General features: G+C 41.5%; 22 protein-coding genes, 16 tRNA genes and 1 rRNA gene. 4 read left to right on the top strand and 35 right to left on the bottom strand.

All coding sequences use genetic code 11. The features are described 5' to 3' along the window. Positions 1–58: 58 nt before the first annotated feature. Entirely contained in the window at positions 59–313 is a 255-nt protein-coding gene (locus tag BN2425_RS03635) for a GlsB/YeaQ/YmgE family stress response membrane protein (RefSeq protein WP_195891894.1), read from the bottom strand. A 341-nt stretch (positions 314–654) separates the two neighbouring features. On the opposite strand from BN2425_RS03635, the gene BN2425_RS03630 reads away from it, so the two are divergent. Both BN2425_RS03630 and BN2425_RS03625 read left to right on the top strand, forming a co-directional pair. Beyond that, positions 655–1272 carry a DUF47 domain-containing protein gene (locus BN2425_RS03630; RefSeq protein ID WP_042455101.1) on the top strand — a complete coding sequence of 206 codons (618 nt, stop codon included), beginning with the start codon at positions 655–657 and terminating at the stop codon, positions 1270–1272. 12 nt (positions 1273–1284) lie between these two features. Then, positions 1285–2286 (top strand): inorganic phosphate transporter, encoded by a 1002-nt coding sequence (locus tag BN2425_RS03625; protein WP_042455099.1) that lies wholly within the window; start codon positions 1285–1287, stop codon positions 2284–2286. Between the two features lie 155 nt (positions 2287–2441). Here BN2425_RS03625 and deoC read toward each other — a convergent pair whose 3' ends face one another. Beyond that, positions 2442–3116, bottom strand: coding sequence for a deoxyribose-phosphate aldolase (gene deoC / locus BN2425_RS03620; RefSeq protein WP_042455097.1), 675 nt, complete (start codon positions 3114–3116; stop codon positions 2442–2444). Between the two features lie 268 nt (positions 3117–3384). Between deoC and BN2425_RS03615 the strand changes: the two genes are divergently transcribed. Next, positions 3385–4500, top strand: a complete 1116-nt coding sequence (locus BN2425_RS03615; protein WP_052352762.1) for a metallophosphoesterase — start codon at positions 3385–3387, stop codon at positions 4498–4500. A gap of 150 nt (positions 4501–4650) precedes the next feature. Here the strand turns inward: BN2425_RS03615 and BN2425_RS03610 are convergent, their stop codons facing one another. From BN2425_RS03610 to queG, 8 genes are all read right to left on the bottom strand, one after another. Continuing rightward, entirely contained in the window at positions 4651–5664 is a 1014-nt protein-coding gene (locus tag BN2425_RS03610; RefSeq protein ID WP_042455096.1) for a DUF1646 family protein, read from the bottom strand. 129 nt (positions 5665–5793) lie between these two features. Next, positions 5794–6768 carry a CAP domain-containing protein gene (locus BN2425_RS22925; protein WP_235714563.1) on the bottom strand — a complete coding sequence of 325 codons (975 nt, stop codon included), beginning with the start codon at positions 6766–6768 and terminating at the stop codon, positions 5794–5796. A 287-nt stretch (positions 6769–7055) separates the two neighbouring features. Next, positions 7056–8222 (bottom strand): sporulation protein YhbH, encoded by a 1167-nt coding sequence (yhbH, locus tag BN2425_RS03600; RefSeq protein ID WP_042455094.1) that lies wholly within the window; start codon positions 8220–8222, stop codon positions 7056–7058. 248 nt (positions 8223–8470) lie between these two features. After that, positions 8471–10366, bottom strand: coding sequence for a PrkA family serine protein kinase (locus BN2425_RS03595; protein ID WP_042455092.1), 1896 nt, complete (start codon positions 10364–10366; stop codon positions 8471–8473). A gap of 319 nt (positions 10367–10685) precedes the next feature. Beyond that, positions 10686–11435, bottom strand: a complete 750-nt coding sequence (nfsA, locus tag BN2425_RS03590; protein ID WP_042455090.1) for an oxygen-insensitive NADPH nitroreductase — start codon at positions 11433–11435, stop codon at positions 10686–10688. 36 nt (positions 11436–11471) lie between these two features. Continuing rightward, positions 11472–11966: a tRNA (uridine(34)/cytosine(34)/5-carboxymethylaminomethyluridine(34)-2'-O)-methyltransferase TrmL gene (gene trmL / locus BN2425_RS03585; RefSeq protein WP_042455088.1), complete on the bottom strand. Its 495-nt coding sequence runs from the start codon at positions 11964–11966 to the stop codon at positions 11472–11474. Positions 11967–12036: 70 nt separating this feature from the next. Continuing rightward, positions 12037–12909, bottom strand: coding sequence for an amidase domain-containing protein (locus BN2425_RS03580; RefSeq protein ID WP_042455086.1), 873 nt, complete (start codon positions 12907–12909; stop codon positions 12037–12039). 59 nt (positions 12910–12968) lie between these two features. Continuing rightward, positions 12969–14114: a tRNA epoxyqueuosine(34) reductase QueG gene (queG, locus tag BN2425_RS03575; protein WP_042455083.1), complete on the bottom strand. Its 1146-nt coding sequence runs from the start codon at positions 14112–14114 to the stop codon at positions 12969–12971. Between the two features lie 113 nt (positions 14115–14227). Here queG and BN2425_RS03570 point away from each other — a divergent pair, with 113 nt between their 5' ends. Beyond that, positions 14228–14905 (top strand): B3/B4 domain-containing protein, encoded by a 678-nt coding sequence (locus tag BN2425_RS03570; RefSeq protein ID WP_042455082.1) that lies wholly within the window; start codon positions 14228–14230, stop codon positions 14903–14905. 65 nt (positions 14906–14970) lie between these two features. Here BN2425_RS03570 and BN2425_RS03565 read toward each other — a convergent pair. The 25 genes from BN2425_RS03565 to rrf all read right to left on the bottom strand — a co-directional run bounded on the left by BN2425_RS03565 (position 14971) and on the right by rrf (position 26106). Then, positions 14971–15044, bottom strand: a tRNA-Gly gene (locus BN2425_RS03565). Positions 15045–15288: 244 nt separating this feature from the next. Beyond that, on the bottom strand, positions 15289–15984 hold the full coding sequence (narI, locus tag BN2425_RS03560) for a respiratory nitrate reductase subunit gamma (RefSeq protein ID WP_154663456.1): 696 nt from the start codon (positions 15982–15984) through the stop codon (positions 15289–15291). Positions 15985–15999: 15 nt separating this feature from the next. Then, on the bottom strand, positions 16000–16599 hold the full coding sequence (narJ, locus tag BN2425_RS03555; protein ID WP_042455080.1) for a nitrate reductase molybdenum cofactor assembly chaperone: 600 nt from the start codon (positions 16597–16599) through the stop codon (positions 16000–16002). Beyond that, positions 16596–18098 (bottom strand): nitrate reductase subunit beta, encoded by a 1503-nt coding sequence (gene narH / locus BN2425_RS03550; protein ID WP_042455078.1) that lies wholly within the window; start codon positions 18096–18098, stop codon positions 16596–16598. Before narH ends, narJ begins: the two co-directional genes overlap by 4 nt. Next, positions 18088–21753 carry a nitrate reductase subunit alpha gene (locus BN2425_RS03545; protein ID WP_042455075.1) on the bottom strand — a complete coding sequence of 1222 codons (3666 nt, stop codon included), beginning with the start codon at positions 21751–21753 and terminating at the stop codon, positions 18088–18090. The genes narH and BN2425_RS03545 overlap by 11 nt, the downstream gene beginning before the upstream one ends. Continuing rightward, on the bottom strand, positions 21734–22030 hold the full coding sequence (locus BN2425_RS03540) for a hypothetical protein (RefSeq protein WP_042455073.1): 297 nt from the start codon (positions 22028–22030) through the stop codon (positions 21734–21736). The genes BN2425_RS03545 and BN2425_RS03540 overlap by 20 nt, the downstream gene beginning before the upstream one ends. 15 nt (positions 22031–22045) lie before the next feature. After that, complete coding sequence (locus BN2425_RS03535) at positions 22046–22342, bottom strand: hypothetical protein (RefSeq protein ID WP_042455072.1); 297 nt, start codon at positions 22340–22342, stop codon at positions 22046–22048. A 32-nt stretch (positions 22343–22374) separates the two neighbouring features. Beyond that, entirely contained in the window at positions 22375–22800 is a 426-nt protein-coding gene (locus BN2425_RS03530; protein ID WP_042455070.1) for a hemerythrin domain-containing protein, read from the bottom strand. A gap of 114 nt (positions 22801–22914) precedes the next feature. After that, complete coding sequence (locus tag BN2425_RS03525) at positions 22915–24414, bottom strand: nitrate/nitrite transporter (protein ID WP_042455068.1); 1500 nt, start codon at positions 24412–24414, stop codon at positions 22915–22917. 263 nt (positions 24415–24677) lie between these two features. Then, a tRNA-Leu gene (locus tag BN2425_RS03520) sits at positions 24678–24759 on the bottom strand. Between the two features lie 6 nt (positions 24760–24765). Further along, a tRNA-Cys gene (locus BN2425_RS03515) sits at positions 24766–24839 on the bottom strand. Between the two features lie 5 nt (positions 24840–24844). After that, positions 24845–24919: transfer RNA gene (locus tag BN2425_RS03510), tRNA-Gly, on the bottom strand. Between the two features lie 7 nt (positions 24920–24926). Continuing rightward, positions 24927–24998: transfer RNA gene (locus BN2425_RS03505), tRNA-Gln, on the bottom strand. Positions 24999–25022: 24 nt separating this feature from the next. After that, positions 25023–25098: transfer RNA gene (locus BN2425_RS03500), tRNA-His, on the bottom strand. A gap of 11 nt (positions 25099–25109) precedes the next feature. Continuing rightward, positions 25110–25183 (bottom strand) — tRNA-Trp (locus BN2425_RS03495). Positions 25184–25189: 6 nt separating this feature from the next. Beyond that, positions 25190–25274 (bottom strand) — tRNA-Tyr (locus BN2425_RS03490). A 27-nt stretch (positions 25275–25301) separates the two neighbouring features. Further along, a tRNA-Thr gene (locus BN2425_RS03485) sits at positions 25302–25374 on the bottom strand. A 14-nt stretch (positions 25375–25388) separates the two neighbouring features. Beyond that, a tRNA-Phe gene (locus tag BN2425_RS03480) sits at positions 25389–25464 on the bottom strand. 5 nt (positions 25465–25469) lie between these two features. After that, a tRNA-Asp gene (locus BN2425_RS03475) sits at positions 25470–25546 on the bottom strand. A 3-nt stretch (positions 25547–25549) separates the two neighbouring features. Beyond that, a tRNA-Met gene (locus BN2425_RS03470) sits at positions 25550–25623 on the bottom strand. A 17-nt stretch (positions 25624–25640) separates the two neighbouring features. Further along, positions 25641–25716, bottom strand: a tRNA-Val gene (locus BN2425_RS03465). A gap of 4 nt (positions 25717–25720) precedes the next feature. Continuing rightward, positions 25721–25795 (bottom strand) — tRNA-Glu (locus BN2425_RS03460). A gap of 10 nt (positions 25796–25805) precedes the next feature. Continuing rightward, positions 25806–25896 (bottom strand) — tRNA-Ser (locus BN2425_RS03455). Between the two features lie 6 nt (positions 25897–25902). Further along, positions 25903–25977: transfer RNA gene (locus BN2425_RS03450), tRNA-Asn, on the bottom strand. 12 nt (positions 25978–25989) lie between these two features. Beyond that, positions 25990–26106: ribosomal RNA gene (gene rrf, locus BN2425_RS03445) — 5S ribosomal RNA — on the bottom strand. Between the last annotated feature and the right edge of the window lie 89 nt (positions 26107–26195).

Here is a 26195-nt window from a genome sequence, read left to right as displayed (position 1 = left end):
GTTTTTCGACAGCCTGACAAGCCTCCAAATATGGAGGCTTGTCTTTTTATATTTATTTTTAGCTGGCTTTTCTAAATGCTCTCATAATAAAGCTTAACAGCAGTACCAAAACTGCAGAACCAATAATGGCCGGTATTATGGCAAAATCAGCAACCCGTGGTCCCCAATTTCCTAAAATGGCCGTTCCCAGCCACGCTCCTACAAAACCAGCAATAATATTGCCAATAATGCCGCCTGGCACATCTCTGCCAACAATAAGACCAGCTAACCATCCAATGATTCCACCAACTATTAATGCCCAAATAAAGCTCACTATTAGAACACTCCTTTACAGTATTCATTTATTTCACTTATCCATAAGCGCCGGAGCTTACTCTTTTAGGCAGTTTGATTTGACACCGCCTTACCTGTAACATTCCCTAAATACTTATTTATAAACATAAAAAATTTAGGTATATGCTTTTGTACCGATTCCAATTTGTTACATAATTCAATTCTTCATAGGCCATAGTAATCATTAATATATCTTCCGTTTCAAATGATTTAATGTTAAGTTTTTGTAAATTTTATTAAGAAATCTTTCTTTTTCCGACAAATATCAGATAAAATGGTTTGGGTTAAGGTGAATTTTCACGAATTTTGGAGGGTATACATATGGCATTCAAAAAGAATGATAAGTTTTCTGTATTACTAAATAATATTTCAGCGAATCTAAAAGAGAGTTCAAATTTTTTTGCCGATTATAAACTGAAAAACATTAGTGATTTGAAAATTTTTTCTGAAAAAATGAAGGAATTTGAATCAAAGGGTGATACATTTGTCCATGAAGTCATTAAGGAATTAAATGATGCTTTCATCACCCCAATTGAACGGGAAGACATTTTGCATCTGGCCATGAGCATGGATGATGTATTAGACGGACTGGAAGCAACGGCTGCACTGTTTGAAATGTACTCAATCACTCAAGCAGATGACTTTATGCAACAATTTGTCTCCTCCATTCAAGGCAGCGTTGTAGAAATAGATGCTGCAGTGGCACTATTGTCAAATAAAAAGCTGCCACAAATTCGAGAACACGCGATTAAGATTAAAGATTATGAATCAAAATGTGACAATGTGCTGCGTTCATCGATTAAGAATTTATTTAATATAGAGAAAGACCCAATCCGGATCATTCAATACAAAGAAATTTATGAAAATCTGGAAGACATCGCAGACTATTGTCAAACTGTGGCTAATACTCTTGAAACGATCATCATGAAAAATGCATAAGGGAGCAATAATATGAGTCTTGTTTTAATTTTAACCATTCTTATTGTAATCGGCGCTCTTGCATTTGATTTTATTAATGGCTTCCATGATACTGCAAATGCAATAGCCACTGCTGTTTCAACAAAAGCCTTAAAGCCTCGGCACGCTATAATGATGGCTGCTATCATGAATTTTGTCGGTGCGTTAACCTTCACAGGCGTCGCAAAAACTGTATCTAAAGATATTGTCGATCCCTTTGCGTTGGGCAACGGATCGGTAGTGATCCTTGCCGCATTGGTATCTGCAATCATATGGAATTTATTAACATGGTATTTTGGGATTCCCAGCAGTTCATCACATGCTATTATAGGCTCCATAGCCGGTGCCGCCATTGCTGCTGAAGGATTTGCTGTACTCAATTATGGCGGATTTCTAAAAATCATTGAAGCCTTGATTCTTTCTCCAATCTTGGCATTTGTCATTGGCTATATCTTATACAGTATTTTTAAAGTGGCTTTTAAGAATTTTAATCTGGCCAAAACAAATCGCAGGTTCCGTTATATCCAAATAGCTACTGCTGCATTACAATCCTATTCGCATGGTACTAACGATGCACAAAAGTCGATGGGAATTATTACCCTTGCTCTTATCTCTAGTTCCTACTTGCCTGCGAATGCAGATGTCCCCTTTTGGGTACAGATTTCCTGTGCAGCTGCAATGGGTTTAGGTACATCAATTGGTGGGTGGAAAATTATCAAAACCGTAGGTGGCAAAATCATGAAAATTCGGCCGATTAACGGTGTTGCAGCAGACCTCACAGGTGCAGCTGTCATTTTCGGTGCTACTTTTATTCATTTGCCAGTCAGCACCACACACGTTATTTCTTCAGGTATTTTAGGGGTTGGATCTGCCCATCGTATTAGAGGGGTTAAATGGGATACCGCTCAACGAATGGTCATTACATGGGTAATCACATTGCCAATCACTGCCTTAATAGCAACAATCATTTACTTCTTTTTAAACCTTTTCTTTTAAGAGATTAGAAATAAGAAACCCAGGGGAACCGATTTCCCTGGGTTTTTAATTTAAGGCTATGTTAAATTTGGATGTTGATTTTCGCTCCAATCAACAGAGTTAAATTATCAAATTATCGTCTAACAGAGCCTTATTTAAAAAATGTCCTTTTTCTTTTAGTACTGGCTGTTTGATATTTCACCTTTGCATATAGCAATTCCAGAGCTTGCCCCAATTCTGGTTGCCCCAGCCTCTACCATGGCTAAAGCGTCTTCCCGGCTCCGGACACCGCCAGAAGCTTTTACGCCAAGATCAGGACCCACTGTTTTACGCATTAGTCGTATATCTTCAACTGTAGCTCCCCCAGTCGAAAAACCGGTTGAGGTTTTAACGAAGTCAGCACCTGCTTTTACCGATAGCTCACAAGCTTTAACCTTCTCCTCATCCGTTAGCAAACAGGTTTCAATGATCACTTTTACAAGTGCTTTCCCTTTTGCCGCATCTACAACGGCCTTAATATCCTCTTCTACTACTCCATACTGGCCGCCTTTTAATGCGCCGATGTTAAGTACCATATCAATTTCGTCAGCACCGTTGTCAATGGCATTACTAGTTTCAAACGCTTTTGTTTCAGAAGTGGAAGCTCCAAGTGGGAACCCAATTACCGTACATACCTTCACATCTGGTGTATCCTTTAACATTTCAGCCGCATCTTTAACCCAGGTTGGATTAACACAAACAGAAGCAAAGGAGTATTCTTTTGCTTCATTAACTAATTGAGTAATCTGATCTTTAGTCGCATCCGCTTTCAATAATGTATGGTCAATCATTCTGGCAATATTTTGAGTCATTGATAACCCTCCAAGTCTTTCTTATATTCATGGTACTGTGCCTTTAGTTTGTCCAAAGTAACTATAACAAAGTAAATTATCTCTTGTAAACTAAAATCAAAAGATACGTGTTTACGTAGAGTTCACTCATTCAGCCCTTAAACGATTAAGCTTGTTTTCCTTTTTACTAAACATATTTTTAAAGAATATTATCTGAGTATCAACATAACGAGTGAAAATCAACAAATACTAATGGAACCATACTTGCTAATTAAAGGAGGTTCCAATCTTGTTTTCTAAACTTATTTGGCTGAACATCCTTACTCTCACATTAGCTTTACAAACATCCGCTTCCCAAGTTTTTGCAGCAGAAACAGCACTGAATGAGGTTCTCGTTGATCTGCGAGTACTGGAAACGACGGATATACATGCTGACTTGGTCAATTATGATTATTACCAAAATAGAATCAATAACCGGGTAGGACTTGTGAAAACTGCTTCCTTAATACGCAAGGCAAGAAAGGAAGCCAGTAATTCTTTATTGTTTGATAATGGAGACCATTTAAAAGGAAATCCCCTTGGCGAATATTTAGCTAGAATTAAAGGGATTCATAAGGGAATGATCCATCCTGTATACAGGGCATTCAATTATTTAAATTATGATGCAATTGCGATTGGAAATCATGAATTTAATTATGGGTTAAAGTTTCTTAAGGCAGCCTTACAAGGGGCAGAAATGCCAGTATTGAATGCAAACGTTTATTCCATAAAGCATAACGTTCCCTACTTTACCCCATATGTCATTCTAAAGCGAAACGTCATTGACCAAAATGGGGTCAAGCATGAACTAAAAATTGGGGTCATTAGCTTTATGCCAGTTCAAATAATGAGGTGGGATAAATCGAATTTAGAAGGAAGAGTCTATGCGAAACCCATTGTAGAAACAGCAAAAACCTTTATTCCTCTCATAAAGGCTGAAGGTGCAGACATAATCATTGCCCTTGCCCATACTGGAATTAGCAGTGATCCCTATCGTCCTGATACCGAAAACGCTGTCTATTATTTAACGAAGATCCCAGGAATTGATGCCATCCTTGCTGGCCATTCGCATAGTATATTTCCTGGACCTTCTTACCAGAACCTCCCCCACACTAACTTAAAGAAGGGACAAATCAATCGAATTCCAGTGGTGATGGCAGGTGCTTTTGGAAATCGTCTTGGAATTATTGACCTCAAATTAAAAAAACAGAAAGAAGGATGGAAGGTATTGGATGGAACATCGATGACAAGAGCAATCGCAACTGAAAAAGGAAAATCACTTGTTAAACGCCATGAAGGATTATATGAGGTAGTTAAACCGGAACACTTAGAAACACTTAGATTAATCAAAAAATTAGGATGGTAGATATTTCGACATTAAGTTTTCACAGATTATCCATTTTGTTTTTGATGAAAAACAAATAAAATAAATACTGTTATCCGGCTATTGTGCTCTGGCCATGAATTTTCTAGACAAAATTGATGACTATGATAAGCCGGATAACAAAAATATCCTCTAATATAAAACGATTAGGATTAGGAAATAAACCAACATAATAAGCAGTCCCACTGGTACTCCAAAACGAGCCCACTCTTTACTAGTAATGTTTAACTTTCCTGCTGAAATAATATTCGGTATATTTCCTGGGATAAGCATGCCACCGCTAATGATTAACCCAAGCAAGACCGCTTGAATCGTTTGAGCATTCATTGCCGGACTGACTTCCGCGGCTGCCAATGTAGCATTGTCTAAAATCGCTGAAATCATGTTGATCCAATATAATAAGTTGGGATGAAGACCAATAATATACTCATTAATTAATGGTTCAAACCCGTGTCCCAAAAATGTTAGTCCCATGACAAACAAGTAAATTTTTAGTGACCGAACTAGAATCTCACTAAACGATTCTGCGTTTTGCTTCGAATCTAAACCAGTGGCACTTTCATGAGGCTTAACCAAAAACATGGTCAACACGCCGAGCACGAGAATCGCTGGTATGACTTCCGGGCCAATTAATTCAAGCAAATAGAAAAAATCCTCATTTAATTTGCTAATGGTAATCGTGGATAACGGTTCTCCTATTGGTGTCAGTACCGCTCCAAGCCCGATGGAGAAACAGGCTAATACCGTGAAGCGTATTTCCGATTTACGGTCAAGAGGAAGGGTATTGACGATTATTACCAATACGATAGCCGCAATAATCGCAGTAATAATACTAGAAGCTAGTCCTAGAATAATGACTGTTAAAGCAAAGAAGATCCTTGGCGACAGTAATTTACTGAGTGAAAGTACGCCCTTTTCAAGTGGTCCCTGCAGCCATTTGCAAACCAGCCCAGCAATTAAAACGGCAAGGGTAATATTAATAGGGTCAATTAAGGCTTTTTTAATCAGATGCCATTCCATCATGCCACTAATCGTGGCAGCGGCAATTCCCATAATAAAGAGGAAAATTTCTAGATTATGCTCCACTTTTTTCACAGAAAACGGCAGGAACAAGACCAAAATTAGAATGATAATTAGTCCAATCATTTTTCCAAATCCTTTTCTATTTTATATGTATAACAATCACTCTCTATTATAAGCTATTTTTACTGGTAATTCATGAAAAAGTTGAAAAAGCATCAAATAAACCGACGGGTGTCCGCCGGTTTTGCGTTTCTATTTCCCAATAAACATTTGTGACCACTGCTTCCCGGATTCCTCAAAACCAACGCCTATATGAGTAAAATTCGGGCTTAGAATGTTTTTTCGGTGTCCTTCGCTGTTCATCCATGCATTAACTACCTCTTGAGGTGTCCTCTGCCCTTGTGCAATATTTTCTCCAGCTGATTTGTAAGTCACACCGAAGTCTCTCATCATGTCAAATGGGGATCCATAAGTTGGGCTCGTATGAGAAAAATAATGGTTCTGCTGCATATCCACTGCTTTCTTTTGCGCCACACTGCTTAATAACGTATCTTCCTTTAAGGCTGGCACACCATTTTTACTTCTTTGCTGATTTGTTAATTCAATTACTTGCTTTACGTATTGACTAACAGTTGCTGAGGTCGCAGTATTAGCTTGCGCCTGTTGTGGTGCTGACTTCGTCTGCTGCGGTGCTGGCTGCGCCTGCTGTGGTGCTGGCTGTGCCTGCTGCGGTGCTGGCTGTGCCTGCTGCGGTGCTGGCTGTGCCTGCTGCGGTGCTGGCTGTGCCTGCTGCGGTGCTGGCTGTGCCTGCTGCGGTGCTGGCTGTGCTAAATTAAATTGTCTTGGATCAATCTGAATGAATTGATATTTGGCATCCCTCATTAAAACTGCTCTTGTATGGGGATATTGACTGCTGTTCAAAGTAGTTTGATACGCAGAAATGGTATCATCATGATCTTTTTTGTTCTTATTACGGTTATTAAACAGGTTAGCATCAAAATCTGGATCATTATTATCGTTATTGTTGTAATCCTCGGTAAGTGGACCATTGTGGTCAATACCGTTATCTCTTCTATTACGGACATCCATCATATTTGTTCTATTATCTCTGTTTGTAGTTTTTAGACGGTTCTGATCAACTGCATCATTGTTATCATTGTTATTACAAGCCGCAAGTCCTAAGGAGAGTAAAGCTGTTAATACAATACTTACCGGTTTTTTTATCATGTTAAAAACCCCCTTTTTTAAAATTTTCTTGCGTTTTTATTTTTGTTTATTTTCGCTAAAGTATTTATGGAAATTACAGTCTAATGGATTAAAAAAAACCGCTTTTCAGCGATTTTAATTTTCCTAATGATGTATTGTGCCGCTGTAGAACTCATATAGGTATAGGTCCTTAATCTTCGCAGTTTCATTAATTTATTCCTCCTTATTGAAAGGCTAATACTACCCATAAGTATAGTTGTCTATACCAATTAACCAAAAAAAAGGAAGGTGTAAATGCACCTCCTCTTTTATGCATATACTTCTGAATCCTCTTTTTGGAAAAAAGCTTTCATGGCATGAAACACATCCGCTTTTTGCTTAAGGATATAGTAACGGAACTGTTCGTCTTTAATGTTCTTGTAAGCTGACATTAAGGTCGAATGCCTGTTATATTGATTTACTTCACCATATCCAAACATATTCGATACCTTCATTAGTTCCTCCACCAGTTTTACACACCTGGCATTGTCTGATGTGAGGTTATCACCGTCTGAAAAATGAAATGGATAAATGTTATACTTGCGAGGGCTATATTTATCATTGATAATCTCGAGGGCTTTTCGATAGGCGGATGAACAAATGGTTCCGCCACTCTCTCCTTTAGAGAAGAAATCTTCTTCAGACACTATTTTCGCTTCGGTGTGGTGGGCAATAAATTCAATCTCCACTGTCTCATATTTTGTTCTCAAGAAACGTGTCATCCAGAAAAAGAAGCTTCGTGCCATATACTTTTCCCATATTCCCATCGAACCACTGGTATCCATCATTGCTATGACGACCGCTTTGGAATCTGGCTTTACTACCTCATTCCAGGTCTTAAATTTCAGGTCTTCCTTGTAAATTGGATGGAATGCCGGTTTTCCATTCATCGCATTCCGTTTAAAGGCCGACATCATGGTCCGCTTTTTATCAATATTCCCCATAAGACCGGTTTTACGGATATCATTAAATTCAATGTTCTCGACTAAATGCTCCTGTTCTTCTTTCCGCTTTAAATTTGGCAGTTCCAGCTGCTTGAATAATGCTTCTTCAAGCTCCATTAAAGAAACTTCCGCCTCAAAATAATCTTCACCCGCCTGGTCCCCGGCACCTTGCCCCTTACCGGGACCTTTTTGCTGGCTTGATCCGTCACGTGCCACTACATCGCCGATTTGACTGTCACCATCACCTTGGCCCACGTGTTTGTTTTTGTCATAATTATAACGAATTTTATATTCGTCCAATGAACGGATTGGAATTTTTACCACATCTCGACCGTTAGACATAATGATGCTTTCTTCTGTAATAAGGTCCGGTAAATTATTGCGAATTGCCTCTTGGACTTTCTCCTGATGCCGCTGCTGGTCATCGTGGCCTTTACGGTGGAGGGACCAATCTTCTTTCGAAATGACATATTGTTGGTTATTGACGGACATGTAAACCCCTCCTTAAAAAGTTTTTAATCCATGCACACATTTGGAATCATTTCATACAATAACGCGAATGGAAATAAGACCGATAATGATGGATTACTTTATCCTATGCAAGAAACAATAATAATTTACAAAGAATTTTGACAATTGGTTGTTTACCTATAAAGATGGACAAGCCTTTTTGAAAAGACAACCCTTCAGGGCCATTAAGAGACAAAAAAGACTGGCAGATCTCCTGCCAATCTTCTATTTTAGCGATTTAATAAACTGCCGACATATCTAAGTAATTCATTGGCGGATGTAGAGTTATAACCATGTTCATCAACCAACCTTGCAACAACTTCGTTAATTTTCTTTAATTGCTGTTCATCCGGAGTTTTAGTTGAAGTCGTTATTTTCACTACATCTTTTAGATCTGCGAACAGTTTCTTCTGAATGGCTTCTCTCAAACGGTCGTGGGAGTTATAGTCAAACCGCTTGCCTTTTCTTGCAAAGGCAGAAATTCTGATAAGGATTTCTTCTCTGAATGCCTTTTTGGCGTTTTCCGAAATGCCAATTTGTTCTTCTATGGAACGCATTAGTTTTTCATCTGGATTAATTTCTTCACCGGTAAGCGGGTCACGTAGCTTCGCTTTATTACAGTAAGCCTCAACGTTATCCAAGTAATTATTCATTAATGTTTTTGCAGATTCCTCGTATGAGTATACAAATGCTTTTTGAACTTCATTTTTGGCAATCGTATCATACTCTTTTCGGGCTAAGGCAATATAATTCATATACCTTTCGCGAAGTTCAGCCGTGATAGATGGATGCTGATTGAGCCCATCCATTAACGATCTTAATACATCAAGTGCATTTATAGACGGCACTTCCTTACGAATAATAGTGGACGAAATACGGTTAATAACATACCGCGGATCAATCCCGCTCATGCCTTCATCCGGATATTCTTTCTTTAACTCCTCGACATCAGCAGAGTTAAATCCATCAACGCTCTCCCCATCATAAAGACGCATTTTCTTTACAAGGTCGATATCACCCTTTTTTGGTTCCTTCAACCGCGTCAGAATCGTAAACATGGCAGCAACTCTTAGCGTATGTGGGGCAATATGGACATCAGCAACATCGCTTTCTTTAATCATTTTTTCATAGATTCTTTCTTCTTCAGTCACTTTTAAATTATAAGGAATTGGCATGACGATTATCCGCGAATGGAGGGCTTCATTTTTCTTATTAGAGATAAAAGAACGATATTCTGTTTCGTTTGTATGCGCAACAATCAACTCATCAGCCGAAATTAACGCAAATCGGCCTGCCTTAAAGTTCCCTTCCTGTGTTAACGAGAGCAAGTGCCATAGAAATTTCTCATCACATTTCAGCATTTCTTGGAACTCCATCATCCCGCGGTTTGCCTTATTCAACTCGCCATCAAACCGGTAAGCTCGAGGATCTGATTCTGACCCAAATTCAGCAATAGTGGAAAAATCAATACTGCCGGTTAGATCGGCAATATCCTGTGATTTGGGATCCGATGGACTGAATGTTCCAATCCCTGTACGTTTATCCTCGGAGAAAAAGATTCTTTCAACCAAGACATCTTCAATCCTGCCGCCATAATCTTGTTCTAAGCGCATCATATTGAGCGGAGAAAGATTACCTTCAATCCGGACACCATATTCATCGTAAAAGTCTTGGCGTAAGTGATGTGGAATTAAATGGAGTGGGTCTTCATGCATAGGACAGCCTTTTATGGCAAAAACCGAACCTCTGTCTGTAAGTGAATATTTTTCTAAACCTCTTTTAAGCATAGTGACAAGAGTTGATTTACCACCACTGACTGGTCCCATTAACAGCAATATTCTTTTTCTTACATCAAGTCGTTTGGCTGCAGGATGGAAATATTCCTCCACCAAACGTTCCAAAGCTTCCTCTAAACCAAATAATTGGTTACTAAAGAAATTGTATTTTTTCTTTCCATTGACTTCCTCAATACCGGCATCCTTAATCATATTATAAACTCGAGAATGTGCAGACTGTGCTACCCACGGCCTTTCCTTCAGCAATTGTAAATAATCGGCAAATGTTCCTTCCCAGCGCAGCTTTTCCTCTTCTTCACGGAATCTTTCAATTTTTTTTAAGATATCCATTTATACCCTCCCCCTGTGATTGTCAGAGACGATTAATATACTCTATGCACTTGTTCAATTGAACATGCGTAAACAAGCCTGTATTTCTTTTTTTGCGGTCAGCCCATCTTACTCTTTTTCATTTTCTTTGGTTAGGCTATAATAATATGTATATGAATGAAAAATAATACTTGAACTAAAAAAGGGGGGCAATACATAATTATGAGTCTTTTCTTAATCCTTCTTGTTATGATTGCATTTTTGGCGGCAATTTTTTCTGCAGGGTACAACGATAAACCAGGGGTAAAATAATCAAAAAGGGCTGCTTTTAAGCGGCCCTTTATCTTAAATCAAGTTTGTTGTTTTGGACAAATTCCTTCATGTACATTCTGTTTTTCCGTTCAAGCATGTTGGCAATTTGCTCTGTCCAGCGGTCTTTTCTTTTCCCTCCGGTTCTTTGTTCATAGTAGCTTGAGATTAGCTCATCGTATTCTCTCAGCTGCGATAAATAAACATTCGGATTCTGTTGATATTCCTCTTCATGGTAAATATGCTGCAAGGGGAGTCTTGGCTTTTGGCCTGTAATTTTTTGGGGCCATCCAACAGCAAGTCCAAACAGCGGGATAACCCGTTCAGGTGTTTTTAATAGCTCCTTTACCCCTTCAAGATTATTTCGGATTCCCCCTATGTAGCAAATCCCCAGCCCCATTGATTCTGCAGCAATCGCAGCATTTTGCGCCGCTAGCGATGCATCAATTAAACACACCATGAATTTCTCGGTGCTTTCAATTGATGGAATGATATCCTTTTGTTCTTGTTCACCAATTAAACTGTGGCGGTAAAGATCGGCACAGAAAACAAAAAAATGACCGTTCTTTTCTACATACTCTTGGTTACCGGCAAGCTCCGCTAATTTTTTCTTTTTTTCCTTGTTTTTAATGCCAATAATCGAATAGGCTTGAACAAAACTGGAAGTTGATGCACTTTGTGCTGATTGTACGATGGTTTTTACTTGCTCTTCTGTTAGGGGCTTGTCCTCAAAATGGCGGATGGAACGGTGGTTCAAAATTGTTTTAATTAATTCATTCATGTCCTATTCCTCCTTGCGTAAATAGAGAAAAAAGGCCTATTTTGGTTCAGGCCCTTTTTCAAATAAGTTTGGATAGTCTTGCTGACGCAATGCTTCATATATGACAATCGCGGCAGTATTAGATAAGTTTAATGAGCGAACATTATCATTCATCGGAATCCGCAGTGCACGGTCTAAATTTTTTTCAATCAATTCTTTTGGCAACCCTGATGTTTCCCGTCCAAAAATAAAATAGTAATCTTTATTCAAATCACTATAATCTACCGAGCTATGTGGTATATTTCCAAACTTGGTTAAATAATAAAATTGACCGTTTGGATTTTTTTCTACAAACTCCTCTAGGGAATTATAATAAATAATAGTAACGAACTCCCAATAATCCAAGCCAGCCCGTTTTAACATTTTATCATCAGTCGAGAAACCCAATGGCCGAATAAGGTGTAAGGTGGTATTAGTGGCTGCACAAGAGCGTGCGATATTTCCCGTATTAGAAGGGATTTCAGGCTGGTATAATACTATGTGGTTTGACAATTCTTTCACCTCATCTAAAAACTCTACATGCCATTATACCACTCTCATTATTCCCTTCAAAGAATAAACCTCATCCATCAATAATCGAAAAGAATTTATATTTGATATTTGGAGTGTAGGCAGAGGAATCCTCATAGGACCAGTACCGCATTCGGCTATTATACGTATTGGCATTTACAAGAGGCATACCGTAGGCATCCTTGCCTGTAACGATGGTATTGTGATTAAATCTGCCGTCTCCTTCAAAGTCATAACAAATCACATCACCTAACAATAACTGGTCGGGGCTGCTGACTTCCTTCGCCCTTAATCCAACTTGGGATTGATTTAGATACACTCTTAGTGTGTGAGCGACAGCCCAGCTATAGCTCCAATTTGCATGGTTATACCACCATCCGTTACTACGGTTTGGCTGGCCTCTCATTGGTGCCCCGCCCGCAGTGAGACATTGGGAAATATAATTGGTACAGTTATTCTCAAACTTTTTATAAGCAGGATTAGGTGTATTCCACCAGCGTTCAGCATACTGTACTGCTTTTAAGCGATTATATGCATAACTAAGCCGCTCTCCCCAATCAGCATCTTCTCGGATGTTTATCTCCACTGGATGATTCTGGTGGACTGTCTGCTTGATTTCCTCATCTCCGACTAGCGAGCCTTTAAAGAACTTTGCTACTCTTTCTTCTGTTTCCTCTTCCATATAAAGGTTTCCTTTTTGTTTAATAAGGTACTGATAATGGGCAAGGTAATTAACTCTTTGAAGTTCCCCGTCATCGGCAGATTCTATAATATTTCCAGTTGCTTTAATTTTAACAACCTCAGCGGATCGTTTATTAAGTGACTCCAACTTCTTTTCTGCTTTCATAAAAGTTTCATCTGTCTTTTGATTTCCTAGTAATTGTTCCATCCTGGTTTCAAAAAGTCGTTGAAACGCTTCCCGCATTCACACTCAGCTCCCTTCTTTTCATGCATATGAAGAAGTAATGAAAAAAAGAGCGATACTTAGTTCGCTCTTTTACTTTCAATCTTATTTAGTCCTTTTGCAATCTCATTTTGGATATCAGGGTCTTTTTCCCTATTTTTTATATTAATTAGTGCAGCATATGCTGTTTCTCCACCAATTTTCCCCAGCGCCCAAATAGCCGTTCCCTTTATTGCTGGATGGGGTTCATTCTCAATAATTTGAGTTAGTTCAGTTACGGCTGTTTCGTCTTTAAAATGTGCAAGCGCAATAATGGCGTTACGTTGAATTGGTCTTTTCCCTCGCCAGGAGCCAGAAGCTGTACCGAACATCTTCTTAAATTCACGGTTGCTTAATAAAAGAATGGGTTTTAATAGTGGCTTAGCAATCTCTGGGTCAGGTTCCATTTCTTCGTGAAAATGAAAATCCTTTCCCTTGTTGTATGGGCAAGCCGTCTGACAGGAATCACAACCATATAACCGATTGCCAATTTTATCTCTAAACTCTTCCGGTATCATTTCCTTTGTCTGCGTTAAAAATGAGATGCAGCGCTTGGCATTAATCTGCCCGCCTTGCACAAGAGCACCAGTGGGACAGGCTTCTAAACATTTCGTACAGGAACCACATTGGTCTTCCATTGGTTCATCCGGTTCAAGGGGAAGATTAGTGATCATTTCTCCTAAATAGACGTAAGAACCAAACTCTGGAGTAATGACAGCACAGTTTTTCCCACTCCAGCCAATCCCTGCACGTTCAGCAACGGCCCGGTCCGATAGTTCTCCAGTATCGACCATAGACTTTACTTTAGCTTCTGGAACTTTTGCTATGATAAAGGCTTCGAGCTTCTCTAATCTGTCTTTAAGTATATGATGGTAGTCTAATCCCCAGGATGCCCGGCTAAAGATTCCTCGCCGTTCCCCTATTTTACTTTCTACTCGATACTTCATTTTCGATGGATATGCCAGGGCAATAGATATAATGGAATTGGCTCCATCTAGTAAACCAGCAGGGTTGACACGTTTTTCAATGTTAGGTTCTTCAAAGCCTGATTCGTAACCTAACTCTTGCTGGCGAATTAACCTATTTCTAAGTTCGAGAAATGGATCCGCAGTAGTAAAACCTATTTTATCAATACCAATTTCTATGCTATAAGCAATAATTTCAGCTTTTAAATCATTATAGGTCACTTAAAGTACCTCCTTTCTGCCTAAGATGGATTTATGAAAAGTGAAGATGTTAAATTATTAACTAACAATTAATTATGATAAACTATTTTCAGGAAATTTTGGAGGTGGAATCGTTGGAAATTCGGGTATCTACAGAATTAATTAACCTAATTCCTGGTTTTAAAGCAGGCATCATCACATATAAGAATATTACTGTGTCAGAATCACCGCAAATGTTAAAAGGAAGATTACGGCTTTTTCAGGAATCCATATACTTTGACTTTGATAGCAAAACGATGACTGACTTCCCTGGCATTCAGGAGTGGCGGGAGGTTTTCAAACAGACAGGCAAGGACCCAAATCGGTACCGACACTCAGCGGAGGCCCTGTATCGAAGGATTCAAAAGCAGAATTTCGTACCATCAGTACAAAGCGCTACAGATCTTAATAATTTCTTTTCACTAAAATATGAAGTACCTATCGGAATCTATGATGCGGATGTACTTAAAGGAAATGTTGAGATTCGAATTGGGGCAACAGAGGAGGAATACATAGGGCTGAATGGCAGAAGTAATTCGCTGGACCATTTAATTGTATCAGCCGACCAGGATGGGCCATTTGGCAGTCCGTTTGTCGATTCTGAAAGGACTGCAGTGACTCTCAAAACCAGGAACGCATTACAAATCATTTATTTACAGCCATCCACCGATTTGGATAAAGCTGAAAAACTAACGGAATCGTTACTGAATATGTTTGTGCAAATTCATGGTGGCGAGGGTTCCTACCAAATAATCGATGCCGCTAAAAAGTGAGTAAAAATAAATAACGCAATGCATCGTTCTTTGTGAAACCGACACACTGCGTTAGTCACTATGTATGGAGCGGGTGATGGGAATCGAACCCACAACAACAGCTTGGAAGGCTGTGGTTTTACCACTAAACTACACCCGCATTTAGAGTTGTTATTGAAAATGACTATTATATTTTACAAGGATTCGATTGATCAGTCAAGCATTATACATAAATTCTGTCGAAATAGGAGGGATAAGGTATCCAGAGTTCATGAGGACAAAATCTTATAAATTCACCAGTTTTTGATCCTCATGACAACTTCATGAGGATCAAACTTTGTAAGTTCATCAGATTTTTGTCCTCATGAACAACCTCTTCATTTGGACAGACCTTACTGCTTTTACTATCGGCTATTTTTGTTATACCCATCCCGCGCCCTGTATTGCTGCGGAGCACGTGTCGGGTATCGCAGCGGAAAACTAAACATATGAACTAGGGATGTAAATGGAATCATCGCGAATAAAATAAACGAAACAATCACATGTATCTTAAAAAGCAGCGGAACTCCAATCATTAAATCTGCCATAGGGTGTAAGGTGAATAGACTCCTAAACCATGGGCCAATCGCTAAACGATATTCGAAGGCACCAACTGTTGTATTATAAATTAATGTCATATACGTACCTAAACCAGCAACCAACAAAAGCCAAATAATAGTAAAATAACCGCCAGCCGTTGTATGAGCCCGAACTCTTGGATGGGCAAATTTCCTGAAAAACAAAACAAGTAAGCCTATAACCACCATCAGTCCCGCAAGTCCGCCGCCAGCAATGGCGAAGAAATGATATGTTTCATCATTTACACCAATGGCATTATACACCTCTATAGGAATTAGAACACCCATTATATGGCCAATAAAAGCGAAGATAATCCCGTAATGAAACAGCATTGACCCTACCCGCAGCCATTTCTTTTCAAAGATTTCAGTCGAAGGAGCAGTCCAGCTTTTTCCCCTGTAGACAAATCGATAAAAAGTCGCAACAACTAGGATGGTTCCGCACATATAGGGAAATATCGTCCACCAAAACAAGACTTCCAAAATCATCCCTCCTGTTTACCCGTACATCAACGGGTAGGGAAGCTCTTTTAAATCAGCTTCTTCTCTTAGGTTCTCAAGCATAGATATTTCTTCAAGCTTTAACCCTTCAAGGACAAACATCTGTAATAATTGAATCGCTTGTTTATAAGGATTACCTTCTTCAAGGTGCGTAAGCACACGGTTAATGGCATAGGCCACCCGTCTTGATAACTTCAAAAGTTTCTCGTCTTCTGAAGCAACCGCTAATAGTTCCAAGAGCATTGGAATATAATCAGCCAATTCCTTGCCATGGAAGTCAAAGCCAGCTTCCATTATGAGTTTTTGCATTTGAATCAGGGCCGCACCGCGTTTTTTACTGTCCCCCAGTTCATGCGCCGTTAAATATAGATTGGTTTTGTCATGGTAATCAAAAGTATCTACATATAACTCTTGAAGTTCTTCTATCTTCAGCTCAAAAAGCGGCCGAATCCTGCTCAAAATCTCATCACGAACGGATATTTCATTAACCTTCTCACAAAGCCATTCTTCCACTTCAGATTGGCCTTGGAAAAAGGCTTTGTCTGGATAGTCTAATATTCTCGCCATTAATAACAAAATCGCTTTCTTTTCCGTCATAATCCCTCGCTTCTTTCGAAAGGATATGTCACCTTTCCTTCTGGCGGTGCCAGTTCTTCAATGCTGCATGCCCCTCGTTTATAATCCAAATCATTGTTCATCTCACGCCGGCCGGTCGGGATCACAAACCGTTCATTATACTTAGCTACCGCCAGCAATCTGGCCATCTCTTCCAACTCTTCAGGGGTCGTATCGGCTTCTTTTAACAGCTTACTTTCATCTGAAAAGTCAATCCCGCCTACTGTTTTGGCCCGCATATGAACCCGCATGGCGGCCATTTTCAACAACACCCTGCGAATAACGGCGGTATCGTCAGCTGTTAACAAGGAAGCCAGGTATTCCATCGGGATTCTCATTTGATCAACAGCAGGTATATAACCTTCCGCACTAAGCTCTTGCTCGTTAGTAATATGATTCATGATGGGACTTAGAGGTGGAACATACCATACCATTGGTAATGTCCGGTACTCCGGATGAAGCGGAAGCGCGATTTTCCATTTCATGGCCAGCTTATAGACAGGAGACTGTTGGGCACTTTCAATCCAACTGTGATTAATTCCTTGTATTTCTGCTTCGGCAATCACTTCCGGATCAAACGGATCTAAGAATACTGAAAGCTGAGACTCATATAAATCTTTTGGGTCTTCCACCGAGGCCGCAGCTTTTACTCTGTCGGCATCGTATAAAACGACTCCGATATAACGAATCCGTCCAACACAAGTTTCCGAGCAAATGGTTGGCAGACCGGCTTCGGTACGCGGGTAACAGAAATTGCACTTTTCTGCCTTATGCGTGTTCCAATTGTAATATACCTTATGGTAGGGACAGCCGTTCATACAGAAGCGCCATCCCCGGCACGCATCCTGGTCCACTAGGACAATGCCATCTTCGTCTCGCTTATACAAAGCTCCTGATGGACACGAAGCAACACATGATGGATTCAAGCAATGTTCGCAAATCCGCGGCAAATACATCATGAAGGTTTTTTCATATTCCATAGCAATATGCTCTTGCAGCTTCTGTACGTTCGGGTCAAGCGGAACAGTTTCACTTCCGCCAGCCAAGTCATCATCCCAGTTGGGTCCCCATTCAGGTTTGTCGATAAAGTCTCCCGTGATAGTCGAACGAGGGCGGGCAACTGGGATGCTATCGCCTTTTTTCCTTTTGTGGAGGTGTTGAAAATCATATGTCCATGGCTCATAAAATTCATTCATATCCGCCATGTTCGGATTGTAAAAAATACTTGCCAGCTTCGTTACAGGCCCGCCAGCACGCAGGTGAAGCTTTCCATTCCGTAGGACCCAGCCGCCTTTATAGCGGTCCGTGTTTTCCCATTGTTTTGGATAGCCTGTACCAGGACGGGTTTCAACATTATTAAACCAGACATATTCCATGCCTGGACGGTTGGTCCAAACATTCTTACATGTTACTGAACAAGTATGGCAGCCAATGCATTTATCCAAATGCATGACCATGGCAACCTGTGCTTTAATCCTCACGCCAATCAACCTCCTTCAACGGACGAATAATCGCCATTGTGTCCCGCTGGCTGCCCGTCGGCCCATAATAGTTAAATCCATAGCTAAGCTGGGAATAGCCGCCAATCATATGGGTTGATTTGGGAACGATCCTCGTAACGCTGTTATGGGTTCCTCCCCGGACTTTGTTAATCGTATTAGCGGGAACCCCCATCGTCCGGTCCTGTGCATGGTGCATATATACCGCGCCGCGCGGCATACGATACGTGACAACCGCCCTTGCGACAACCGCCCCATTTCGGTTATAGACCTCAATCCAATCATTGTCCTTGATACCTATCTCGGCCGCATCCTGTTCATTCATCCAGACGACCTGCCAGCCCCGAAACAATTGCACCATATTGGTGGAATCAGTAAACATCGTGTGAATTCCCCATTTTTGGTGCGGGGTCATATAACGGAGACTGATGGATTTCCCGCTATTTTCTACCTGCTGTTCTCCTTTCATAAAAGAGCCTTTTGTTATCGGAGGGATATACAAGGGAAGGCCTTCACCATAATCAAGGATTACCTCGTGGTCAAGATAGAAACTTTGTCTTCCAGTAAGAGTCCGCCATGGAATGTGATATTCCTTATTTACTGTAAATGGAGAATAGCGACGGTTGTCCTTCTCCATACCGCTCCATACAGGCGAGGAGATGGCCTGCCGCGGCTGTATGGTTAACGCGTCCAGTGTGTAATCCTCTTCCTCACGGTTGGCTGCAATGTCAGAGAGCTTTTTGCCTGTAATACTTTCTAGCGATTTCCATCCCTCTACAGCCCGCTTACCATTGCTCGCTCCAGACATTAACAAGATGGCATTAATCGCTTGTTTATCGGAATAAAGGTCCGGAAACCCTTTGCCAATTCCTTCATGCTTGGATTTTCCGAGCCTGTCCATTAATTCAGGATAAACCTTTCCCGAATATTGGACCGCCTTTGTTCCATAGCCGGTCTTAATATTCGGTCCAACGGTAATCCACATCTCATATACATGCGGGTAGTCCCGTTTGACGATATTAAAGTTTGGCATCGTTTTACCGGGGATTCCTTTTGTTTCACCTTTGCGCCAATCTTTCACCTTGCCCAACGGTTGGGCAATTTGATTAATGGTGTCATGGGCCAGCGGGGACATAACCAAATCCTCCTGGGCGGGAAGATGATCCTTGGCAAGTTCCGAAAATGCGCGGGCAATTTCCCTGAAGGCATCCCAGTCACTCCGGGTTTCCCAAGGCGGACTGATGGCCGCATTAAACGGATGTATAAATGGGTGCAGGTCGGTACTGCTGATATCATGTTTTTCATACCAAGTCGCAGCTGGCAGGATGATATCCGAAAACAAACCTGAACTGGTCATCCGGAAATCCATGCTGACAAATAGATCTGTTTTTCCTTCTGGTGGTTTTTCCGAAAGCTTAATGGTTTCTGGCTGCCAGGAGCTCTCTGATTCCGCAAACAATGCATCAGACGAACCGATCAAATGCCTAACAAAATATTCATGCCCCTTTCCGCTATCCCCTAATAAATTAGAGCGCCAATTAAAAAAGACACGAGGGAAATTACGAGGGTCATTTGGGTTCTCAATCGCAAACTCAAGCTTTCCCTGTTCGAGCTGTTTGGCAATATCCTGAACCAGTGCCTGATCATCCGTATTCCGCTTTCTAGCTTCCCGCATGACATCAAGAGAATTCTGTGTAAGCTGCGGAAAGCTTGGCAGCCATCCCAAACGGGCAGCCATGGCATTAAAATCTGCAGGGTGGATAGAAGAATACTTACTCCCCCACTCGGTCTTATCTTCCTGTTTTTCGTATTCATACCTGAATTGCTCTGTAGCAAAATAAAAGAAGGAGGTACCATTCATAAGCCGCGGTGATTTCACCCAGTCATTGGCAAAGGCTATTTGTGAAAATCCCTCCAAGGGACGTACCTTTTCCTGCCCGACATAATGGGCCCATCCGCCGCCATTCACACCTTGGGAACCGGTCAGCAAGATCAGATTCAATATTGATCGATAAATTTGATCACTATGAAACCAGTGATTGGTTCCACCACCCATAGCAATCATGGATTTTCCCTTTGTCAAAGCGGCGTTCTCAGCAAACTCCCTTGCCACTTGAATGACGTGTTCTTTTTTCACCCCAGTAATACTCTCCTGCCAAGCAGGGGTATATGGCCTGGACTCGTCATTATAATCGATTGGATATTCACCAGGTAATTCCCTATTCACCCCGGAATGAGCGAGAAACAGGTCAAAAACAGTCGTGATAATCAGTTCCGTTCCGGATTGATCCTTAACTCTTTTTATCGGAACACCGCGCTTTACAACGCCGCCATCCTTTTCCCCAAAGTAAGGAAATTCCACCAGCGCTGTTTCGTCCGAATCTTTTATTAAAGACATCTTCGGGTTGATATTTTCTAAATCCAAATTCCACTTTTGGCTCTTATCCCAGCGAAATCCCTCACTCCCGTTCGGGATCGCAAAGTTATTTGTGGCTTCATCCCAGACAACCGTTTTCCACTCACCAAGTTCCTGGCTGTCAGACAAATCGGAAGCCCGCAAGAAGCGATCGGAACGATAACCCCCATTCTGCTGCTTTTGCAGGAGAACCAGGAACGGTAAATCCGTATATTGTTTCGCATATTCTTGAAAATACGGAGTCTCTTTATCTACGTAGAATTCTTTTAAAATCACATGGGTCATGGCCATCGCCAGGGCCCCGTCGGTTCCCGCTTTAGCCGGCAGCCAAATGTCGGCGAATTTATCATATTCCGCGTAATCAGGACTTACTCCGACTACTTTCGTTCCGTTGTATCGAGCCTCCACCATAAAATGGGCATCGGGTGTCCGGGTTTGTGGGATGTTAGTCCCCCAAATAATAAAATACTTGGAATTAAACCAATCCCCGCTTTCTGGAACATCTGTCTGGTCGCCCCAGACCTGCGGAGAAGCAGGCGGCAGGTCAGCATACCAATCGTAAAAGCTTAGGATTGTACCGCCAATCAATGATAAAAACCTTGCCCCGCCAGCGTAGCTGACCATGGACATGGCCGGTATCGGACTAAATCCGGCAATCCGGTCAGGGCCAAATTTTTTTATGGTATAAATAGTGGCGGCAGCGATCATCTGACTCACATCATTCCAGGTGCCGCGGACAAAACCACCTTTACCTCTGGCCTTGACATATTGCTTCCGTTTATCTGGGTTTGTCACTATATTTTCCCATGCCTGAACAGGACTTTCGCCTTTCTCAAGCTCTTCTTTCCATAAACCATAGAGATCGCCTCGAACATATGGATATTTCACACGTGTGGGACTATATGTATACCAAGAAAAACTGGCGCCACGGGGGCATCCTCTCGGTTCATATTCAGGAAAATCATCTCCGGTTGATGGATAATCCGTTTGCTGCGTTTCCCAAGTAATAATCCCGTCTTTTACATGGATGCGCCAGCTGCAGGACCCGGTACAATTGACACCGTGCGTAGACCGGACAATTTTATCGAATCCCCAGCGATTGCGATAAACAGATTCCCAATCCCGTGGGCGCGGGTTTTCCTCCGTCCAGCCATCGTTAATCCTTTCGCCACGGGTTAAATGTTTCAGTGAATGCAGCAATTTATTTTTTCTTTTCTCCATCTCTGCGTTCCCATCCTTTCACTTGGTCTCGTAATGGATTGAATTCTTCGCCAATTAAACGAAATGAATGGTTACTAGCTTGGAGCTCTTCCTCGAAGATTTCCCAGCTTGCAGCATTGGCAGCAGCTAAAATTAACCGCTGAAGAGTATGATAGTCACCGATCCCATATATATGCTCGATAACTTCCGCAGCCATGCGCCCAAATCTCATTTGCAGCACCGCAATTAAATCTTCACGGTCATCCACCAACAAGGCATCCGATTCAAAAGAAAACAACGCATACAGCTCCTTTTATAGTTTGATCATTTTGTAATAGTCCGCAATTAATTGCGTTTTACACTGCTCGGCCGTCTGTTTAAAAAAACGAATTACCTGTTCATCAGGATTTCTTGCTTGTTCAAAAGTGACGAGCGTCGTTACCGACTGGGAAAAGTTTGTTGAAAACATGATCGTTATTTCAAATCCGTCTTCAACTTCCTGTAACGTTCCATGGAAGTCAAAAGGATGAATATGATAGAATGAGAAAACTTCAGCCATTTTCTCATAAAGAACGGGAGCAGCAAAACGCATCAATCTCGTTTTTTCCATTATTAATTTCCTTTCCCATTAATTACTAAAATTTAGGATGCTTCATGTCCAAGAAGATTATTCATCTCATCGTCATTATGAATGGAATCAATAATTAACAGGGAATCCATATAGGAAAGCATTTGCTGGTTGACTTCACCCGTGGCAAGGGAGTCCTTCAATTGATGGACGATTCTCCGCATCAAATCATGATCCCGTGTCAACCGGGTTACCACGTTTAGCAGTTCGGGGCTTTCCTCCGCCATTTCTTTATATAATCCTTCTTCTTCTGCATCTGCATGCTTAAGTGTCCGTGACTCCCAGTGTTCAATCGTGATTTCTGCGACTTGCAATGCTTTTGCCTTTTCCCCCTCCAGTAAACATTTTTGAAACACGTCCCTTAATTCCTTTGCCTCATTTAATGCAGCATCATGAATCGTGGAGTGAGCATCCTGTCTCCGTAAACTTGGTCCTGACATACAATCACATCCTTTTCGGCTTATACGGCATTTGTCGATTATTGCCGTACTTATAATAGAAAGTTTTTCCAATTAAATCCATCCTAAACAAAAAAGGAGCCAAGGGTAAATCCCTCAACTCCGTTTTTGTGTGATATCACTGAACAGCCCTAAATAATATTTTACTTCGCCGGCGTCATTTCTGACCTCACTAATGGTGAGCCATTCCAGGTATGTATCGCCATTCTTCCGTTTGTTCCAAATTTCTCCTTGCCAATACCCCTCTTTTTTTATCGCTTCCCACATTTTATCGTAAAACTTCCGGTCATGTTTTCCTGATTGTAAGATATTCGGATTCTTTCCTTGCACCTCTTCGGCCTCGTAACCCGTGACCTTTGTGAAAGCATGGTTTACTTTTTCGATAATGCCTTTTGTGTTGGTGACCATCATACTCTGACCGACATTTTCCATGATTTTGGTTTCTAAACTCAATCTGTCTATGTAATACATCCATACCACAATCACAAAGCTTGCCAAAGCAAACATCGCCAATGACATGAACCCGATGGCATAATGCCCGGTCATATTAAAAACGGTTGAAAGGACGAGAGGCGGGAAGAAGCCGCCGAGACCACCCAATGCGGATACAATCCCGTTAGCAATACCAGCTTGTTTTGAAAAATAGTAGGGAACCAGTTTAAAAATCGTCCCATTCCCGATTCCAGCACAAAAGGCTACCGTTAAACAGCCAATTGAGTACAATGTAATGTTGGGTGAAAAGGATAGCAATACGCCTGATAAAGTCAATCCGCCAAATACAAAGAACAAAATGAAAAAGGGATTAAACTTATCACCAAGCCAACCACCGACAGGCCGCAAAATAGTGGCTAAAGTGATAAAACCTGCTGTTCGCAGTCCAGCATCTACAGAAGTGAGGTTAAAGTTCGATACTAAAAAGTTTGGTAGATAAACGGTGAAAGCAACAAAAGAACCAAAAGTAATAAAATAGAACAAACTTAAAAACCATAATTTTTCATTCTTATAAACACTTCTGATTTGTTCAGTCAATGGTTTATGTACCTTGGCTTCCTTACGGTCACCGAGTAAAAAATTTAACAATGCAAATAGGATAACTGGAACCAGAAATAACCGCACCGTCGTGGACCACCCAAACTTGTCTGCCAGAATCGGTGCTGAAAACGAGGTAACCGCTGTTCCAATATTACCCGCACCATAAATACCGTTAACGAACCCGTGGCGTTCCTTGGGATAGTATTTCGGTATCGACGTTACACCGATGGAAAAAACAGCTCCCCCTACGCCAAGAACCAATCCTCCAACAATTAAATCCATCATCGAGTCAGCAATACTAATATAAAAAACCGGGAATATCATGATTACAAAGCTGATAAAAAAGATCGTTCGTGCACCAAATCTATTTGTCCAATACCCCAAAAAAATTCGCAACAATGAACCCAAGATGACAGGGACGGCCGTGACCCAAGCGATTTGATTGGCTGATAAGGAGATGTCCTTTTTGATAAAAGGCATTAAAGATGAAATGATGACCCAAACCATGAAGCCCACCACAAGACTTAAGGTTTGCAGCGGCAATTGGAAGCGTTGAGTGCGCATTGTATGTTATTCTCCTTTCCATTTATCTAGAAGAGACAACTTTTATTTCAATAATTTGCACTCATAGCAGGGGATTATACGTTTTGGTTGAAAGATTGATAAATGTTTTAATTAATATTTATTGCTCTTTTGAATTTCCTTATTGAGCCAGTATTAAGCACCTCGAACTCCTTTTTCTATCTTACAGCAAGCGATGTTACCACTAACTCGTACAAATTTGGCATAAAAAAAGAATTCTCACTTCTGTGAGAATCCTTTTGGGATACCGGTGGTCGGGGTCGAACCGACACTCCTTACGGAACACGATTTTGAGTCGTGCGCGTCTGCCAATTCCGCCACACCGGCAAATTATGGAGGCGGCAACCGGATTCGAACCGGTGGTAAAGGTTTTGCAGACCTCTGCCTTACCACTTGGCTATGCCGCCATATTTGGAGCGGAAGACGGGATTCGAACCCGCGACCCCCACCTTGGCAAGGTGGTGTTCTACCACTGAACTACTTCCGCATAAAGACTGGGCTAGCAGGATTCGAACCTACGAATGACGGAGTCAAAGTCCGTTGCCTTACCGCTTGGCTATAGCCCATAATTAGTTGATTTTTAAAAATAATGGGGCGATTGATGGGAATCGAACCCACGAGTGCCAGAGCCACAATCTGGTGCGTTAACCACTTCGCCACAACCGCCATCATAAAAATGGCAGGGGTAGTAGGAATCGAACCCACACCAAAGGTTTTGGAGACCTTCGTTCTACCTTTAAACTATACCCCTATAAAATGGTGGAGGGGGACGGATTCGAACCGCCGAACCCTGAGGGAGCGGATTTACAGTCCGCCGCGTTTAGCCACTTCGCTACCCCTCCACATATATTCAATTTGTCAGCAACAAGTGCCGACGAGAGGAATCGAACCCCCAACCTACTGATTACGATTCAGTTGCTCTACCTATTGAGCTACATCGGCATAGTAGTAACAAATGGTGGCTCAGGACGGAATCGAACCGCCGACACAAGGATTTTCAGTCCTTTGCTCTACCGACTGAGCTACTGAGCCAAAAGTGGCGGTCTGGACGGGACTCGAACCCGCGACCTCCTGCGTGACAGGCAGGCATTCTAACCAACTGAACTACCAGACCAAATTGCGGGGGCAGGATTTGAACCTGCGACCTTCGGGTTATGAGCCCGACGAGCTACCGGACTGCTCCACCCCGCGATAATATAAGTGAAATATGGTGGAGGATGACGGGATCGAACCGCCGACCCTCTGCTTGTAAGGCAGATGCTCTCCCAGCTGAGCTAATCCTCCATAATGGTGACCCCTACGGGATTCGAACCCGTGTTACCGCCGTGAAAGGGCGGTGTCTTAACCGCTTGACCAAGGGGCCTAAAATTTAATGGCGGAGAGCAAGGGATTTGAACCCTTGATACGCGGTTAACGTATACACGATTTCCAATCGTGCTCCTTCGGCCACTCGGACAGCTCTCCATTTAATGGCTCCGCAGGTAGGATTCGAACCTACGACCGATCGGTTAACAGCCGATAGCTCTACCACTGAGCTACTGCGGAATAATATAGACCGCCTGGCAACGTCCTACTCTCACAGGGGCTTTCGCCCCAACTACCATCGGCGCTGAGAAGCTTAACTTCCGTGTTCGGTATGGAAACGGGTGTGACCTTCTCGCCATCGCCGCCAGACTATTTATTCGACACTATTTTATTATAATGTCTTTTTCATATTTTGCAAGAGGAAATTTTAATTTTTTCATTCCCTCAAAACTAGATAA

Origin of the sequence: Neobacillus dielmonensis (assembly GCF_000612665.1) — a bacterium.
Taxonomy (GTDB): Bacteria; Bacillota; Bacilli; order Bacillales; family Cytobacillaceae; genus Neobacillus; species Neobacillus dielmonensis.
Note: the sequence above shows the minus strand (reverse complement) of the source record. Positions and strands in the feature narration are given on the sequence as shown.